This window comes from Blastococcus sp. OS1-29, from assembly GCF_057628075.1.
Window position 1 is genome coordinate 11942 of the sequence record NZ_JBXXJK010000008.1, and the last position, 16439, is coordinate 28380.

Annotated in this window: 14 protein-coding genes; 9 read left to right on the plus strand and 5 right to left on the minus strand. The window is 74.3% G+C overall.

Annotation, left to right across the window (positions count from 1 at the left end; all coding sequences use genetic code 11):
• Nucleotides 1–20: 20 nt before the first annotated feature.
• Genes AC2H4J_RS19510 through pgsA form a run of 3 tightly spaced genes read left to right on the plus strand, consistent with a single transcriptional unit; the run spans nt 21 to nt 4720 of the window.
• Complete coding sequence (locus tag AC2H4J_RS19510) at nt 21–2516, plus strand: FtsK/SpoIIIE family DNA translocase (RefSeq protein WP_487466561.1); 2496 nt, start codon at nt 21–23, stop codon at nt 2514–2516.
• Nucleotides 2517–2573: 57 nt separating this feature from the next.
• Complete coding sequence (locus AC2H4J_RS19515; RefSeq protein WP_487466562.1) at nt 2574–4043, plus strand: MiaB/RimO family radical SAM methylthiotransferase; 1470 nt, start codon at nt 2574–2576, stop codon at nt 4041–4043.
• 5 nt (nt 4044–4048) lie between these two features.
• Nucleotides 4049–4720 carry a CDP-diacylglycerol--glycerol-3-phosphate 3-phosphatidyltransferase gene (gene pgsA / locus AC2H4J_RS19520; RefSeq protein ID WP_487466563.1) on the plus strand — a complete coding sequence of 224 codons (672 nt, stop codon included), beginning with the start codon at nt 4049–4051 and terminating at the stop codon, nt 4718–4720.
• Between the two features lie 72 nt (nt 4721–4792).
• Here pgsA and AC2H4J_RS19525 read toward each other — a convergent pair whose 3' ends face one another.
• Nucleotides 4793–5530: an AfsR/SARP family transcriptional regulator gene (locus AC2H4J_RS19525; protein ID WP_487466564.1), complete on the minus strand. Its 738-nt coding sequence runs from the start codon at nt 5528–5530 to the stop codon at nt 4793–4795.
• A gap of 107 nt (nt 5531–5637) precedes the next feature.
• On the opposite strand from AC2H4J_RS19525, the gene AC2H4J_RS19530 reads away from it, so the two are divergent.
• From AC2H4J_RS19530 to AC2H4J_RS19540, 3 genes are all read left to right on the plus strand, one after another.
• Nucleotides 5638–6111 carry a CinA family protein gene (locus AC2H4J_RS19530; RefSeq protein WP_487466565.1) on the plus strand — a complete coding sequence of 158 codons (474 nt, stop codon included), beginning with the start codon at nt 5638–5640 and terminating at the stop codon, nt 6109–6111.
• Between the two features lie 148 nt (nt 6112–6259).
• Nucleotides 6260–6667: a helix-turn-helix domain-containing protein gene (locus AC2H4J_RS19535; protein WP_487466566.1), complete on the plus strand. Its 408-nt coding sequence runs from the start codon at nt 6260–6262 to the stop codon at nt 6665–6667.
• A gap of 70 nt (nt 6668–6737) precedes the next feature.
• A complete protein-coding gene (locus AC2H4J_RS19540) occupies nt 6738–7244 on the plus strand; it encodes a TetR family transcriptional regulator (protein WP_487466567.1) in 507 nt (168 codons plus the stop codon).
• 3 nt (nt 7245–7247) lie between these two features.
• Here AC2H4J_RS19540 and AC2H4J_RS19545 read toward each other — a convergent pair whose 3' ends face one another.
• Both AC2H4J_RS19545 and AC2H4J_RS19550 read right to left on the minus strand, forming a co-directional pair.
• The gene (locus AC2H4J_RS19545; RefSeq protein ID WP_487466568.1) at nt 7248–7718 is read right to left on the minus strand and encodes a GNAT family N-acetyltransferase; all 471 of its coding nucleotides are present in this window, start codon (nt 7716–7718) and stop codon (nt 7248–7250) included.
• Nucleotides 7715–8743 (minus strand): PfkB family carbohydrate kinase, encoded by a 1029-nt coding sequence (locus AC2H4J_RS19550; protein ID WP_487466569.1) that lies wholly within the window; start codon nt 8741–8743, stop codon nt 7715–7717. Before AC2H4J_RS19550 ends, AC2H4J_RS19545 begins: the two co-directional genes overlap by 4 nt.
• A 118-nt stretch (nt 8744–8861) precedes the next feature.
• Between AC2H4J_RS19550 and AC2H4J_RS19555 the strand changes: the two genes are divergently transcribed.
• Together AC2H4J_RS19555 and AC2H4J_RS19560 are read left to right on the plus strand one after the other, a co-directional pair.
• On the plus strand, nt 8862–9704 hold the full coding sequence (locus AC2H4J_RS19555; protein ID WP_487466570.1) for a PspA/IM30 family protein: 843 nt from the start codon (nt 8862–8864) through the stop codon (nt 9702–9704).
• Nucleotides 9705–9723: 19 nt separating this feature from the next.
• A complete protein-coding gene (locus AC2H4J_RS19560; RefSeq protein ID WP_487466571.1) occupies nt 9724–10230 on the plus strand; it encodes a cupin domain-containing protein in 507 nt (168 codons plus the stop codon).
• Nucleotides 10231–10258: 28 nt separating this feature from the next.
• Here AC2H4J_RS19560 and AC2H4J_RS19565 read toward each other — a convergent pair whose 3' ends face one another.
• On the minus strand, nt 10259–11110 hold the full coding sequence (locus AC2H4J_RS19565; protein ID WP_487466572.1) for a DNA-formamidopyrimidine glycosylase family protein: 852 nt from the start codon (nt 11108–11110) through the stop codon (nt 10259–10261).
• Nucleotides 11111–11192: 82 nt separating this feature from the next.
• Here AC2H4J_RS19565 and AC2H4J_RS19570 point away from each other — a divergent pair, with 82 nt between their 5' ends.
• On the plus strand, nt 11193–11774 hold the full coding sequence (locus tag AC2H4J_RS19570) for an antibiotic biosynthesis monooxygenase (RefSeq protein WP_487466573.1): 582 nt from the start codon (nt 11193–11195) through the stop codon (nt 11772–11774).
• 81 nt (nt 11775–11855) lie between these two features.
• Here the strand turns inward: AC2H4J_RS19570 and AC2H4J_RS19575 are convergent, their stop codons facing one another.
• Nucleotides 11856–16439 (minus strand): ATP-dependent helicase, encoded by a 4584-nt coding sequence (locus AC2H4J_RS19575; protein WP_487466574.1) that lies wholly within the window; start codon nt 16437–16439, stop codon nt 11856–11858.

Consider the following 16439-nt stretch of genomic DNA (forward strand, 5'->3'; position numbering starts at 1 on the left):
AGGCGATTACCGTCCGACGCATGCCTGCCCGCACCACGTCGACGCGACGGCCGGCGTCCTCCCGGGGGCGCTCGGGATCGACGGCTGCGAGCAAGAAGCGGCCGGCCGCGAAGCGCACCACCAACCGCCGCCCCGCCGCGAAGAAGAAGCAGTCGGGCACCGGGCTCTTCCGGATCGCCGCCGGCGGGTGGAACCTGCTCGCCCGTGGCGCGGGCGGACTCGCCCGCTCGGTCGCGCGTCCGGACGAGGCCGAGCCGCTCGCTCCGGAGCACCGCCGGGACGGCGTCGGACTGGCCGTGCTGGGGCTGGCGATCGTGCTGGGCGCGGCCACCTGGAGCAACGGCATCGGGCCCGTCGGTGCCGGCGTGGCCCAGGCGATCCGCTGGATCATCGGCTCGCTGGTCATGGTGCTGCCGGTCGTGCTGTTCTTCACCGCGCTGCGACTGCTGCGCCGTCCGCCGAGCCCCGAAGCGCGCGGCCGGCTGGTCATCGGCTGGCTGTCGATGATCGCCTCGGTGCTCGGCATCGCGCAGATCGTCGGCGAGCACGCCGATCCCGAGGGCGGCGTCCCCGGGTCCGGCGGCCTGCTCGGCTGGGCCGTCGGCACGCCGCTGAGCGCCGGCATCGGTGTCATCGTCACCGTCGTCCTGCTGTCGCTGCTCGCGTTCTTCGGGCTGCTGGTCACCACGGCCACGCCGGTCCACCAGATCCCCGAGCGGCTGCAGGAGCTCGCCGACCGCCTGCTCGGCCGCGACGACTACGACGACGAGGACTACGACGAGGACGAGGACGACGAGCCCGAACCGGCCAAGGGTCGCCGGTTCGGTCGCAAGGCGCAGTCCGAGGACATGCTCGCGACGGGCCCGATCGACCACGGCGCGATGGAGGGGGCGGCCGCGGCGACGATCATGACCGAGCCGGAGCACACGACGCTGCGCGCGCCGCTGCGCCCGCCCGTGGAGGACCGGACGGCCCCGCCGGAGGACCTGCCGCCCATCGACGAGCCCCAGCAGCTCACGATCCAGCCGGTGGCCGGGAACTACGTGCTGCCCGCGCTCACCACGCTCCGGCCCGGTGACCCGCCCCGGGCCCGCTCGAAGGCCAACGACGTCGCCATCGAGGCGATCACCGGCGTCCTCGAGCAGTTCAACATCGACGCGGCCGTCACCGGCTTCACCCGGGGCCCGACGGTCACCCGCTACGAGGTGGAGCTCGGCCCCGCGGTCAAGGTCGAGAAGATCACCGCGCTCACCCGCAACCTCGCCTACGCCGTCGCCAACGACAACATCCGCATCCTGGCGCCGATCCCGGGCAAGTCCGCGGTCGGCATCGAGGTGCCCAACACCGACCGCGAGAAGGTCAGCCTCGGCGACGTGCTGCGCTCGCAGGCCGCCAAGCAGGACCCGCACCCGATGCTGGTGGGCCTCGGCAAGGACATCGAGGGCGGCTTCGTCTGCGCGAACCTCGCCAAGATGCCGCACCTGCTGGTCGCCGGTGCCACCGGTGCCGGTAAGTCCAGCTGCATCAACTCGCTGCTGACCTCGCTGCTGCTGCGGGCCACCCCCGACCAGCTCCGGATGATCCTGGTCGACCCGAAGATGGTCGAGCTGACGCCCTACGACGGCATCCCGCACCTGATCACGCCGATCATCACCGACCCCAAGAAGGCGGCGACCGCGCTGGCCTGGCTGGTCGAGGAGATGGAGCAGCGCTACCAGGACATGCGGGCCACCGGCGTCCGGCACATCGACGACTTCAACCGCAAGGTCGAGAAGGGCGAGATCACCGCCCCGCCCGGCAGCGAGCGGGTCTACGCGCCCTACCCGTACATCCTCACGATCGTCGACGAGCTCGCCGACCTGATGATGGTCGCCCCGCGTGACGTCGAGGAGTCGATCGTCCGGATCACGCAGAAGGCGCGCGCCGCCGGCATCCACCTGGTGCTCGCCACGCAGCGGCCGTCGGTGGACGTCGTCACCGGCCTGATCAAGGCCAACGTGCCGTCGCGGCTGGCCTTCTCGACGTCCAGCCTCACCGACAGCCGGGTCATCCTCGACCAGCCGGGCGCGGAGAAGCTCATCGGGATGGGCGACGCCCTCTTCATGCCGATCGGCGCCGGCAAGCCGATCCGCGTGCAGGGTGCCTTCGTCTCCGACACCGAGATCGAGGCGGTCGTCGAGTTCACCAAGCGGCAGGCCGAGCCCGAGTACCGGGAAGAGGTCTTCACCGCGGCCGCCGCGGAGAAGAAGGAGGTCGACGAGGACATCGGCGGCGACCTCGACCTCCTCCTGCAGGCCGTGGAGCTCATCGTGACCAGCCAGTTCGGGTCGACGTCGATGCTGCAGCGCAAGCTGCGGGTCGGCTTCGCCAAGGCCGGCCGGCTGATGGACCTGATGGAGAGCCGCGGCATCGTGGGCCCCTCCGAGGGGTCCAAGGCCCGCGACGTGCTGATCAAGCCCGACGAGCTCGAGAACACCCTGTTCACCCTGCGCGGCGGGGCGATTCCCGAGGCCTGACGCGGCTCACACCGCTCATCGGCCGACGCGGGTGACTCCGGCAACTAGGATGGCCCGGTGACACCGCTGCCCCGCCCTGCCTCTCTCGTCCCCGAGGGGGCGCTCCCTGCAGGGTCGCGACGGCGGGTCGCGATGGTCACCCTGGGCTGCGCGCGCAACGAGGTCGACTCCGAGGAGCTCGCCGGCCGGCTCGCCGCCGAGGGCTACGACCTGGTGGACGACGCAGACGACGCCGACGCCGTCCTGGTGAACACCTGCGGCTTCATCGAGACCGCCAAGAAGGACTCGGTCGACGCGATCCTGGCGGCCACCGACTCCGGCGCGGCCGTGGTCGCCGTCGGCTGCATGGCCGAGCGGTACGGCTCGGAACTGGCCGGTGCGCTCCCCGAGGCGACCGTCCTCGGCTTCGACGACTACGGGGCGATCGGCGACCGGCTGGACGACGTCCTCGCGGGCCGCCCGCTGGTCCCGCACACGCCCCGCGACCGGCGCACCCTGCTGCCGATCAGCCCGGTGCAGCGCACCGCCGCGACCGCGGCCGCCGACGCGCCGGTCATCCCCGGCCACGACTGGCTCCGCCGCAAGCGGCTGGCGTCCGGTCCCACCGCGGCGCTCAAGCTCGCCTCCGGCTGCGACCGCCGGTGCGCGTTCTGCGCCATCCCGACGTTCCGCGGCGCCTTCGTCTCCCGGCCGCCGGCCGAGGTGCTCGGCGAGGCGCGGTGGCTGGCGTCGCAGGGCGTGACCGAGCTGGTGCTGGTCAGCGAGAACTCGACCTCCTACGGCAAGGACCTCGGCGACCTGCGCTCGCTGGAGACGCTGCTGCCGCAGTTGGCCGCCGTCGAGGGCATCGCGCGCGTCCGCGTGGCCTACCTGCAGCCGGCCGAGCTGCGGCCGGGGCTGGCCGAGGTCATCGCCGGCACCGCGGGGATCGCGCCGTACTTCGACCTGTCGTTCCAGCACTCGTCACCCACGCTGCTGCGCCGGATGCGGCGGTTCGGCGGCACCGACGACTTCCTGCGGCTGATCGAGCGCGCCCGGACCCTGGCCCCCGGGGCGGGCTTCCGCACCAACGTCATCCTCGGCTTCCCGGGCGAGACCGAGGACGACGTGGCCGAGCTCGAGCGGTTCCTCACCGAGGGCCGCCTCGACGCCGTCGGCGTCTTCGGCTACTCCGACGAGGAGGGCACCGAGGCGATCGGCCTGCCCGGCAAGCTCGACCAGGCCGAGATCGACGCCCGTGTCCGGCGCATCACCGACCTCGTCGAGGAGCTCACCGCCCAGCGCGCCGAGGACCGCATCGGTGAGCGAATCGAGGTACTGCTCACCGAGGACCTGTCGGCGTCCGAGGGGCCCGGCGTCTGGCTCGGCCACGCCGCCCACCAGGACCCCGACTCCGACGGGACGACGACGATCTCCGGTGTGCCGGCCGACGCCGTCCCCGGTCAGCTCCTGGGCGCCGACGTCGTCGACACCGAGGGCGTCGACCTGCTCGCGCACGCACTGGTACCCGCACCGGCCGGGAGGTGACCCCCATGACCGACGTCGCCCCGGACCCGGCCGCCACGCCGCCGTCGTCGGTGAAGCTGGTCAACGTGCCGAACGCCCTCACCGTGCTCCGGCTGGCCGTGGTCCCGCTGTTCGCGGTGCTGCTCCTGCAGGACGGCGGGCTGGACGAGGGCGGCCGCTACTGGGCCACCCTGGTCTTCGCGCTGGCGATCATCACCGACCGCTACGACGGCATGATCGCCCGCCGGACCGGCCAGGTGACCGAGTTCGGCAAGCTGGCCGACCCCATCGCCGACAAGGCGCTCACGGGCACGGCGCTCATCGGGCTGTCGATCCTGGCGCTGCTGCCGTGGTGGGTGACCGTCACGATCCTGATCCGCGAGGTCGGGGTCACGCTGCTGCGCTTCTGGGTGATCCGGCACGGGGTCATCGCGGCCAGCCGCGGCGGCAAGGCCAAGACCGTCGTCCAGGCGCTCGCGATCGGCTTCTACATCCTGCCGCTGGACGGCTGGCTGGCCACCGGCCGCTGGTGGCTGATGGCGGTCGCCGTCGTCCTCACCGTCCTGTCCGGGCTGGACTACGTGTACCGCGCGCTGACCCTGCGTCAGACCAGCGCCCGCGCCATGCGGGCCGCCGCCGCGCGGCGGGCCGCCGGGCCGAGCGGGTCCAGCGGCGCGCGCTCGGACACCGCCGCCTGAGGACGTCCCCCTGCAGGGTCCCGCCGCGAGCCTGCGAGTGGCGGGGGGCAGGGGGTGTTTTCTTTCGCGAGCTCAGCGCGGGCCCCGGGACGGGGCCAGGCGGGATCGCGCGGCGGCGGTGAGCTCGGCGCTGGGTTCCACGCCGATCTCGCGGCGCAGGATGCTGCGGAACGCGTCGTACTGCCGCTGGGCGGCGATCCAGTCGCCGGCGGCCTGGTGGGCCTCGATCAGCGCCAGCTGCCCGCTCTCCCGGAGCGGCTCGGCGAGCACCGCCACGTGCATCGCCTCGACGGCCGCGGCCGGCCGGCCCGCCCGCCGGAGCAACCGGCTGAGCGCCTCCAGCGCGTGCAGCAGCCGCAACTGCAACCGCCCGCGGACCGCGAGGACCCAGTCGTCGTACCAGCCGGGCAACAGTTCGACCTCGGCGATGGGGCCGGGATCGACGCCGAGGTCGCCGGGCGCGGGGGACTGCGCGAGTACCCGGCTCGCCCACGCCTCCAGGTGGGCCAGATCCACCTCGACGTCCTCGGCGAGGCCCAGCCAGGACTGCTCGGCGACCACCAGGGGGCAGCCGACCTGCTGCAGTCGCCACAGAGCCGAACGCAGGTTTCCCGCGGCCCGGCCGTCCTCGACGTCCGGCCAGAGCACGCCGGCGGCCACGCGGCGGTCGACGCCCGCGGGGTGCAGCGCGAGGTAGGCGAGCAGGCGGCGGCTGCCGGGCGGCACCGGGACCCGCCGTCCGTCGCAGGTCAGGAAGAGTCCGCCCAGGACGCCGACGTGCGGGACCGAGGCCGGGGCTTCGATGTGCATCCCACGCCTCCCGAGAAGGAGCTGTGCGCCGGAGGGATGTCCGAACCGCACTCTATTGAGGGCGACCGAACCCGGGAAGGTACAGCTGCGCGGGCAGGATGGAGCACGTGCCGGACGCCGATCTGCCCGCCCGCCTGCACCGCGCGCTGCTCGCCCGGGGCGAGACCGTCGCCGCCGCCGAGTCGCTGACCGCGGGGCTGTTCTGCGCGACGCTGGCCACCGTTCCGGGTGCGAGCGCCACGCTCCGCGGCGGCGTCGTCGTCTACGCGACCGAGCTGAAGAGCGCGCTGGCCGGCGTGCCCGTCGACCTGTTGGCCGCGCACGGTCCGGTCAGCCCGGAGACCGCGGGCGCGCTGGCCGACGGCGTCCGGCGCCGGTGCGCGGCGAGCTGGGGCATCGGCCTGACGGGGGTCGCCGGGCCCGATCCGGTCGACGGGCACGGTCCGGGCCGGGTGTACCTGGGGATCTCCAGCGCCGCCAGGACTGACGTCGTGGGGCTGGACCTGCCCGGCGACCGGCCCGCGGTGCGCGCCGGGGCCGTCGCGGCTGCGATGCAGGAGCTGCTGGCCAGGCTGGGGTGAGTGGGAAGCTGTCGACCGCCGCAGGTGTTACGCCGTCAGCGGACGCGCGCCGGTCGGTCGGACCGATGCGCTGCGCGCCGCGTACCGTGAACACACGGCGCCCGCCTGCGGCGCCGCCGCTTCCCAGCTCGCAGGACAGGAGACGGCCATGACGCTGCTGCGCACGCAGCTCGGTCACACGTTGCGTGGCCACCGGCTGAGCCAGCGCAGGACGCTGCGCGACGTCTCCGGGGCGGCCCGGGTGAGCCTCGGCTACCTCTCCGAGGTGGAGCGCGGGCAGAAGGAGGCCTCCTCCGAGCTCCTCGCCTCGATCTGCGACGCCCTCGAGCTCGAGCTCGCCGACCTGCTGGCCGAGGTCAGCCTCCAGCTCCGCGGGATCGACAGCGCCGCCGTCCGCCCGCTGACGGCGCCGTCCGACGCGCCCGCCACCGACGACCAGCCGGCCGGCGAGCAGCCGGCCCCGGCCGAGCCGGTGGCCGAGCCCGCGCTCGCCCTCGTGGGCGCGCCCGCCCGCGCGGGCCTGCGCCGCGGCGAGACCGTCTCCCTGGCGGCCTGAGGCGCGACACTCCCACCCGGGTCCTTGACCGGGGTCTCGTCCCGTGCCAGACAGGGGCATGCTGCCCGGGTTGCACACGCGCGCCAGCAACGCGATGAGCCGCACCCGGGCCGGGCTGCTCGCCGGTGCCGCCCGCGCGTTCGCCGAGCACGGGCTCCGGCGCAGCACGATGCAGTCGATCGCGGCGGCCGCGGGCGTCGCCAAGGCGACGCTGTACAACCACTTCCGGACCAAGGACGAGGTCGCCTCCGCGCTGCTCGCGCTCGAGGTCGACCGGCTCACCGCGCTGGCCGGGACCCTGCCGCGCGAGCAGGGTCTCGCTGCGCTCTCCGACGAGCTCGGCGGCCACCCGGTGCTGCGGCGCCTGGCCGAGACCGAACCGGAGATCCTCATGTCGCTGGTCGCCGTGGACACCGAACGGTGGGCCGAGCTGACCGCGCGGCTGGGTGCGGCGCTGCGCGTGGACGGCGACGGCGCGGAACTGGCCGGCCGGTGGCTGCTGGGCGTCGTCCTGCAGCCCGGACGGTCGAGCACGCGGCACCGGCTGGCCGGGCGGCTCGCCGCAGCGCTCGGCTGATGCTCAGGAGTGCAGCGACCGCGTGAGCACCACGCGGTCCGCGTCCGGGCCCTCGTGGTCCGCCGACAGGTGCTCGCTGACGCCGAGCGCGCGGAAGAACGCCAGCGCAGCCGCGTTCTCCGGCGCGACGACCGCCTGCACGACGCGGGCGCCGGTGCTGACCGCGAGGTCGTCGAACCAGCCGCACAGGCGCCGGGCCAGGCCCGCGCGTCGGTGGTCCTCCCGCACGGCGAGCAGGTGCAGGTAGGCGAGACGGTCGGCGGTGACCACGCCGAGGACGTAGCCGACGTCCTCGCCTCCGGGCGTGCGGGCCACCGCACCGAAGCCGCCGAACTGGTGGAACCAGACCGGCTCGTGCAGCGCCCGGGTGTCGACGTCCCAGAACCGGTCATGGGCGTCCAGCAGCCGTGCCCGCGCCGCGGTCGCGGAGAGCTCCGCGAAGCCGACGATGCCGATGCCGTCCGGCGCCGTCAACGGTCCGCTCGGGCGGCCGCGAGCTCGGCCAGGGTGGGCGGGTCGGCGCCGACCCGGGTGCAGTTGAGCGCGGCGACCAGGGCGGCGTCGTCCACCAGGCGGAGCAGTTCCTCGTCGGGCAGGGCCGCGAGCGCCGCCCGGTCGGTCACCCCGGACTTCAGCAGCCCGGTGAGCAGGCCGGCTGCCAGGGAGTCCCCGGCGCCGACGGTGTCGACGACGGCCACCCGCGGCGTCCGCCAGTGCAGGACGGCGTGACCGGGGCGCGCGATCCGCAAGGGTGCTCCGCCGTCGGTGAGCAGAACCAGGGCCGGCCCGCGCTCGGCCCAGGCGCGGGCGGCGGCGTCGAGCGCACCGGCCGACGTCGTCCCGGGCTCGAGCCAGGCCAGGTCCTCCGCGCTGACCTTCACGATGTCCGCGGAGTCGACGAGCCGGTCCAGCCGCGCACGGACGATCTCGGCCGTGTTGCCGAGTGACCAGCCGACCGGACCGTCGGCGAGCATCGGGCGGACGTTCGGGTCGACGCTGATCAGCGCGCTCCCCCCGGCGGAGAGCTGCTCCACCAGGCGGGCGATCGCCTCGCAGCCGGGTGCGGTCCAGCTGGAGATCGAGCCGACGTGCAGGATCGCCGTCGCGGCCGGCACGACGTGGGCGATCTCGTCGTCGGTCCACTGCCAGTCGGCGGCCCCCAGGACGTGGAAGCCGTAGTCGGCGGAGCCGTCGGGCGCCAGGCCGACGACGGCGAGGCTCACCGGCTCGTCGGCCTCGACGAACCCGCCCGGGTCGACGCCGGAGAGCTCCGCGTGCCGGCGGAGGTGGGGGGCGAGCGGCCCGGTGCCGACCCGGGCGAGCAGCCGCACGGGTGCCCCGAGCCGGCCCGCCGCGACGGCGACGTTGAGCGCGTTCCCGCCCGGGCGGGCGACGTACTGCGGCGCGGTGCCCTCCGGCCCGGCGCCGGCGCCGGGCACGGGGATCAGGTCGACGACCAGTTCGCCGAGGACGCAGAGCATCGGGTCGCCTGTGGGCACGGCGAAGACCCTAGTGGCGGGAACCGGTGGGCCGCGTTGGCTACGGGGCACGATCACCTGGGACGATGGGACCGACGAGCATCACCGGGCCGGCCGCTGCGCCGGAGCAGGAGGACCCATGCCCAACCCGCTAGTGAAGCTGTGGAAGTACCTCACGGCCTCCGCCAACGCCCAGATCGACCAGCGTGCCGACCCGAAGATCCAGATCGCGCAGGCGATCGAGGCCGAGCAGAACCGGCACGCCGCCCTCGCGAACCAGGCGGCCGCGGTCCTGGGCAATCAGCGGCAGCTGGAGATGCGGCTCAACCGGCAGCTCGGCGAGGTGGAGAAGTTGCAGTCGTCCGCCCGCCAGGCGCTGGTGCTCGCCGACAAGACCCGCGCCGGCGGTGACGCGGCCAAGGCGGCCGAGTACGAGAACGCCGCGCAGGCGTTCGCCACCCAGCTGGTCGCCGCCGAGCAGTCGATGGAGGACCTCAAGCGCAGCCACGACGAGGCCCTGCAGGCCGCTGAGCAGGCGCGCGGCGCGGTGGAGCAGAGCCGGATGCGCCTGCAGACCACGCTGGCCGAGCGCACCAAGCTGATGAGCCAGCTGGAGCAGGCCAAGATGCAGGAGCACGTGGCCGCGTCGATGCGGCAGGTCAACGAGCTCTCCGCACCGGGCAACACCCCGAGCCTGACGGAGGTCCGCGACAAGATCGAGCGCCGCTACGCCAACGCGCTGGGGCAAGCCGAGCTCGCCCAGACCTCGGTGGAGGGTCGGATGATCGAGGTGCAGAAGGCGACCCTCGACGTCGCCGGCGCCTCGCGGCTGGACCAGATCCGTGCATCGATGAGCGCCGGTCCCGCGGCGGTCGAGGGCAGCCAGGCGCAGGCCATCGAGCAGGGCGTGCCGCCGGTGCAGCAGCCGGCCACCGAGCAGCGCGACGCCCAGCCGGCCGAGCGTCCCGACACCACCGCCTGATCCCGCGCCGGTCGTCCCGATGTCCGGTCCGGAGTACCCCCCGCCCAGCTACACCGGCTCGGCGGGGGAGGCGAGCGCCTGGATCCGGGGCGCGGCCACGCCCGCCGAGCTGCCCATGGGCGGGGGTGCAGCCGCTCACTACCTCGCGACCGGCGAGACAACCGGCGGTGCCTTCGGGCTGTACCGCTGGGAGATGGGGCCGCGGCCCTCGGGGCCGTCGCCCCACTTCCACCGCGGCATCACCGAGTCGTTCTACGTGCTGAGCGGCGCGGTGCGGCTGCACGACGGGCGCGGCTGGCGCGACGCCGGGCCCGGCGACTTCTTCCACGTGCCGATCGGCGGGGTGCACGGCTTCCGCAACGAGTCGGGGGAGGCGGCCTCGATGCTCCTCCTGTTCACCCCCGGTGCACCGCGCGAGGACTACTTCGAGACGCTCGCCGACGCCGCCCGGCGCGAGGCCATGGGCGAGGACGACTGGACGGCGTTCTTCCTCCGGCACGACACCTTCTGGGTGGACCAGGATTGATCGGCGACCGCGCCGCCGCTGACCCTGCTCAGCGGACCGTGAGCGGCCGGGGGTGGTCGGGCTCGCCGGTGCGGGCCTGCGGGTCGATGGGCGAGCCGGCCGCCTGACACGTCGGGCACCACCACGTGACCCGCTCCTGGGTCGGCGGCCCCTGTTCGCCGAGCAGGATCGGGGTACCGCAGCGGAAGCACGGCTTGCCCTTCCGGCCGAACACCCAGTGGTCGCGGCCCCGGCGGGGATCGCCCGTCGTGTTCTGCTCGGGGTGGTGCAGGTTGGCCCGCATGAGCGCACGGGCCCGCTCGACCAGCCGGTCCAGGTCGGTGACGTCGGCGACCCGCGTCCAGGGATGCACACCCCGGATGAACAGCGACTCGACCTTGTAGAGGTTGCCCACGCCGGCGAGGTTGCGCTGGTCGACCAGCGCCACGCCGATCTGCTCCTCCGGGTGCTCGTGCATGCGGCGCAGCGCCTCGTCCAGGTTCCAGTCGGGCCCGAGCACGTCGGGGCCGAGGTGCCCGACCAGCCGGTCCTCCTCGGCGGTGGGGACGACATCGATATCGTGCAGCCGGTAGCCGACGCACTCCCAGTCGTCGGTGGCGAGGACCAGTCGGATGTCGTAGGCCGGACCGCCGTGCCACTTCGTTCCCGGCCGGTAGATGTGCCAGCTGCCGTCCATGCGGAAGTGGGTGCGCAGCGTGCGGCCGTCGTCCAGCCGGATCAGCAGGTGCTTGCCGCGGGGGACGACCTCCCGGACGCCCGCGCCGGTCAGGTCGAGGGTGGCCAGCTGGGGGATGCGGAACTCGCCCCGGCGCAGCGTGCCGCCCGCCAGCGCGGTGTTCATCCGCTGCGCGGCCAGCCAGACCGTGTCTCCCTCGGGCACGCGCTCAGTCTCCCTTGTCCCCACGGTGTGAGTCGGCCGACAACGGGGATGACCAGCAGCGCCGGCAGCGCTGCATCGTCGCGTGAGCGTTCCCCTGCGTCTGCGTGCCGCCTTCGGCGCCGAGGTGTCCACCCCGCCGGCCGAGCCGGTCACCGTGACGGTGGCCCGGGTCGTGCGACCCGACCAGCGTGAGGCCTTCGAGAGGTGGGCGGACGACGTCCTGGGGGTCGCGGCGAGCTTCCCCGGCAACCTGGGCGCCTCGTTGTTGCACCCGGGCCCGGACAGCTTCGAGTACCACCTGGTCTACCGCTTCGAGGACGACGAGTCGCTGGCCGCCTGGGAGCGCTCGTCCGAGCGGCGGGCAGCGCTCGCGCACGTCGAGACCATGGTGGACGACGAGCGCTACAACCGCGTCGCGGGACTGGAGAGCTTCTTCACCCGCTCGGCGACGCCCGGCCCGCGCTGGCGGATGACCGTGCTGACGATCGTCGCGGTCTTCGCGATCACCTCGCCGCTGCAGCTGTTCGTGTTCCCGCACCTGGGGAGCTGGCCGCTCGAGGCGCGGCTGCTGCTGTCGGCGGTCATCGTGGTGCTGCTTCTGGGACATGTGCTGATGCCGGCGCTGACCCGCCTGTTCGCCCGCTGGCTGCACCCGACCCGCTGAGGCCATCGCTCCTGGAGTGTTGTGCACGCTCCGGGAGTCGGGCAGGACCCCGGAAGCGTCCATGACACCCCAGGAGCGAGGTCAGGCCCGGAGGCGGAGGCCGCGCGGGGTGGCGGCGAATCCGGCTGCCTGGAGCGCCGCGGACAGCGGGGTCGACTCGTGCACGCTCGCGCCGTCGGCCTTCTGGACGACCATCCGCCCCAGCGCGCCCGCCGACACCGCGCTGGACAGCGCCGTGGCGGCCTCCTTGAGCACGTGCTCGTCCTCGGTCCACGACAGCAGCGTCTTGCCACCGCGCTCGACGTAGAGCACCAGTTCCCCGTCGACCAGGACGACCAGCGCGCCGGCCTTCCGCCCGGCGCGGTGGCCCGACGTCCTGGCGGTGGCTGCGGTGCCCTCCCCGACGTCGATCGCCTCCGGGTCACCCGCGGCCGGCCGCTCCGGCCACGGCAGCGCCGCGCCGTAGACGTTCGCCGGATCAGTGGCGGCCAGCACGACCGCGCCGCCCGGGACGCGGTCGGGTGAGGCGAAGGTGCGCAGCCGGTCGATGGAGCCGGGCGTCCCGAACTGAGCGGCGCCGAGGGTCTCGACGAAGTAGCCGCGTCGGGCGCGGTTGTTCTCCTCGAAGGCCCGCAGCACCGGGTAGACGGCCGGGAAGCCGCCGACCACCTGCTCGGCCATGACCGCGCCCCGCGTGAGAACACCGTGCCGTTCCAGCAGCGCCTCGGTGCGCGCCGTCGTCCGGCGGGTGGCGTTCGCTTCGCGATCGGGCAGCCGGGACCACCGTCCGGCCACCGTCGGCGGCCCTGTCCGGGTCGGCATGGCCGGGCGTCCCAGCCGCCCGCGTCCGTAGCGGGAGACGCCGGCTCGGGCGCGGGGCGCGGCGGGCTTGCTGCGATGCGTGCCGCCGCCGGCCAGCCGGGTGCGCAGCGGGGCGAGGGTGTCGTTGGTGAGCACCCCGGCCCAGACGAGGTCCCAGATCAGGTCGGCCATCGCGGTGTCGTCGGTGGCGCCCACGAGGTCGGACAGCCCCCGGAAGAACAGCGCCTGCCCACCGGCGAGCTGCTCGAGGATCGGGCCGGCGCCCTCGGGCACGTCCAGCGGTTCGGGCAGCAGCAGTGGAGCGAGGTCGGCCGGCACCAGGCTGATCCAGCCGTCGCCCCCCGGCAGACCGCCGGCACCGGCCCACAGCACCTCGCCGGCGCTGGTCAGCTCGTCGAGCATCGCGGGGGAGTAGTCACGCACCCGAGCCGGCAGCACGAGGGTCTCCAGGGCGCTGGCGGGCACCAGTGCCCCGGCCAGCTGCTCGGCGACGGCCAGCACGCCGTCGGTGCCGCGCATCCGCCCGCCGACTCCCTGCCAGGAAGGCGTGAAGCGCGCCAGGGTGCCGATGGGCACCGGCTCGACCTCCTGGCGCAGCTTCGCCAGGCTGCGCCGCCGGATCGAGCGGAGCACCTCGGCGTCGCACCACTCCTGGCCGCTGCCGCCCGGCCGGAACTCGCCGGCGACCAGCCGGCCTGTCGCGGTGAGCCGCTGCAGGGTGGCGGTCACGACCGCGACCCCCAGCCCCAACCGAGCCGCCACCTCGGGGGGCTGGAAGGGGCCGTGCGTGCGGGCGTACCGGCCGACCAGGTCACCGAGCGGATCGGCCACGGGCTCGGTGAAGACCTCGGGAACCCCGACCGGCAGGGCGGTGCCGAGCGCGTCCCGCAGCCGCCCGGCGTCCTCGATGGCGACGTAGCGCTCCTCGCCGGCGATCCGCACGACCAGGGCGCGCCGGGCGTCCACGAGCTGGTTCAGCCACTCCTGCGACACCCCGCGCGCCGCCGCCTCGGCGGCGGTGAGGTCCCCGACGCCGCGCAGCAGGTCGGAGGCGCCGTCGACGTCCCGGGGATGCCGCTGCACCGGCAGCCGCTGGAGCTCGGCCTCGACCTCGGTCAGGGCCTGGCCGTCCAGCAGCTCGCGCAGCTCGGAGCGGCCGAGCAGCTCGGCGAGCAGGCCGGTGTCCAGGGCCAGCGCCTGGGCACGCCGCTCGGCCAGCGGGGCGTCGCCCTCGTAGAGGAATTGGCCCACGTAGCCGAACAGCAGGGACTGCGCGAACGGTGAGGCGCTGTCGGTCTGCACGTCGACGACGCGAACCTTGCGCGAGCGCACGTCCCGCATCAGCTCGACGAGCCCCGGGACGTCGTACACGTCCTGCAGCACCTCGCGGGCCGCCTCGAGGGTGATCGGGAAGGACGAGAACTCGCTGGCCACCGAGAGCAGCTGGGCCGCGCGCTGCCGCTGCTGCCACAGCGGCGTACGCCGCCGGGGGTCGCGGCGGGGGAGCAGCAGGGCCCGCGCGGCGCACTCCCGGAACCGGCTGGCGAACAGTGCCGAGCTGCCGACCTCGGCGGTGACCTCGCGCTCCACGTCGTCCGGGTCGAGGACGGCGAGGTCGGCCTCGGGCGGCTCACCGGTGGTGTCGGGCAGCCGCAGCGCGATGCCGTCGTCGGAGTGCATGGAGGCGACGTCCACCCCGTAGCGCTCGCGGAGCCGAGCGGCGAGGACCAGTGCCCACGGGGCGTTGACCTGCGCGCCGAAGGGGGAGTGGACGACCAGCCGCCAGTCGCCGAGCTCGTCGCGGAACCGCTCGACCAGCAGCGTCCGGTCGTCGGGCAGGTGGCCGGTCACCGCCTTCTGCTCCGCGAGGTACGCCCGCAGGTTGGCCGCACCCCACTCGTCGAGCCCCGCTGCCCGGGCCCGCTCCAGGCCGGCCTCCGGCGTGGCCGAGCCGACCTCGCGGAGGAACGCGCCGAGTGCCCGGCCGAGCTCCAGTGGGCGCCCCTGCGAGTCGCCGTGCCAGAACGGCATCTTCCCGGGCTGCCCGGGTGCGGGGGTGACCAGCACGCGGTCGTGGGTGATGTCCTCGATCCGCCAGGACGACGAGCCGAGCAGGAACACGTCGCCCACCCGTGACTCGTAGACCATCTCCTCGTCGAGCTCACCGACCCGCCGTCCGCCGGTCCCTTCCGAGCCGACGAGGAAGACGCCGAACAAGCCGCGGTCGGGGATCGTGCCGCCGCTGGTGACCGCCAGCCGCTGGGCGCCTGCCCGGGCGGTGAGGGTGTCGGTGACCCGGTCCCAGGTCAGCCGGGGCCGCAGCTCGGCGAACGCGTCGGACGGGTAGCGGCCGGCGAGCATGTCGAGGACGCCGTGCAGCGCCGAGTCGGGCAACGAGGAGAAGGCGGCCGACCGTCGCATGACCTCGGCGACCTCGTCGACGGTCCGCGGCCGCTCGGAGACCATGGCGACGATCTGCTGGGCCAGGACGTCGAGCGGGTTGCGCAGGTAGCGGATCGACTCGATCGCGCCGGCTTTCATCCGCTCGGCCACCAGCGCGCACTGCACGAGGTCGCCACGGAACTTCGGGAACAGCACCCCGCGGCTGACCGCGCCCACCTGGTGGCCGGCCCGGCCGACGCGCTGCAGCCCCGAGGCGACGGTCGGCGGCGCCTCCACCTGGACGACGAGGTCGACCGCGCCCATGTCGATGCCGAGCTCGAGGCTGGAGGTCGCCACGACCGCGGGCAACCGGCCGGACTTCAGCGCCTCCTCGACGATCGTCCGCTGCTCTCGCGACACCGAGCCGTGGTGCGCCGCTGCCACCGGCTGGATGCCCTCGGGGATGCCGCCGCCCGAGCCGGCCTGCGCCATGAGCGCGGCGGCGTTGGTGCCCGGCGGGACCGTCTCACCGGTCGCCCGCTCGTAGGCCAGCTCGTTGAGCCGGCTGGTCAGCCGTTCGGCCAGCCGCCGGGAGTTGGCGAACACGATCGTGCTGCGGTGCGCCTGGACCAGGTCGAGCACCCGCTCCTCGACCGCCGGCCAGATCGACGTCCGTGGCTGGTTGCCGGCGGCCGACCCCTCCAGCTCGCCGGTCGGCTGGCCCAGCTCGCTCATGTCCTCGACCGGGACGACGACCGAGAGGTCCCACTCCTTCTGCGACGGCGGTGCCACGATCCGCACCGGCCGGCCCCCGGCCAGATAGGTGGCGACCTCCTCGATCGGGCGCACAGTGGCGGAGAGCCCGATCCGTTGGGCGGGGCGGTCGAGGAGCTCGTCGAGCCGATCGAGGGAGACCGCCAGGTGCGCGCCGCGCTTGCTGTCGGTGACGGCGTGCACCTCGTCGACGATCACGGTCTCGATACCCCGCAGCGCCTCCCGGGCCGAGCTGGTCAGCAGCAGGAACAGCGACTCGGGGGTGGTGATCACGATGTCCGGCGGCCGGCGGGCCATCGCGCGTCGTTCGTCGGCGGGGGTGTCACCGGAGCGGATGCCGACGCGGATCTCCGGCCGGGTCAGCCCGAGCCGGGCGGCGGCCTGGCCGATACCGGTGAGCGGCGCGCGCAGGTTGCGCTCGACGTCGACCGCCAGCGCCTTCAGCGGCGAGACGTAGAGGACGCGGCACCGGTGCTGCTCGTCGGCGGGCGGGGGAGCCGCGGCCAGCCGGTCGAGCGACCAGAGGAACGCGGCGAGGGTCTTGCCGGAGCCGGTGGGTGCGACGACGAGAGCGTGCTCACCGCTGCTGATCGCATCCCACGCGCCGTCCTGGGCGGGCGTCGGCCGCAGGAAGGCACCGGTGAACCACGCGCGGGTGGCCTCGGAGAACCGGTCGAGTGCGGACAC

Bases quoted from the DNA above. Each gene is read 5' to 3' on its own strand.
- AC2H4J_RS19510 (WP_487466561.1), top strand. From the start codon at position 21: ATGCCTGCCCGCACCACGTCGACGCGACGGCCGGCGTCCTCCCGGGGG.
- pgsA (WP_487466563.1), top strand. From the start codon at position 4,049: ATGACCGACGTCGCCCCGGACCCGGCCGCCACGCCGCCGTCGTCGGTG.
- AC2H4J_RS19525 (WP_487466564.1), bottom strand. From the start codon at position 5,530: ATGCACATCGAAGCCCCGGCCTCGGTCCCGCACGTCGGCGTCCTGGGC.
- AC2H4J_RS19535 (WP_487466566.1), top strand. From the start codon at position 6,260: ATGACGCTGCTGCGCACGCAGCTCGGTCACACGTTGCGTGGCCACCGG.
- AC2H4J_RS19555 (WP_487466570.1), top strand. From the start codon at position 8,862: ATGCCCAACCCGCTAGTGAAGCTGTGGAAGTACCTCACGGCCTCCGCC.
- AC2H4J_RS19560 (WP_487466571.1), top strand. From the start codon at position 9,724: ATGTCCGGTCCGGAGTACCCCCCGCCCAGCTACACCGGCTCGGCGGGG.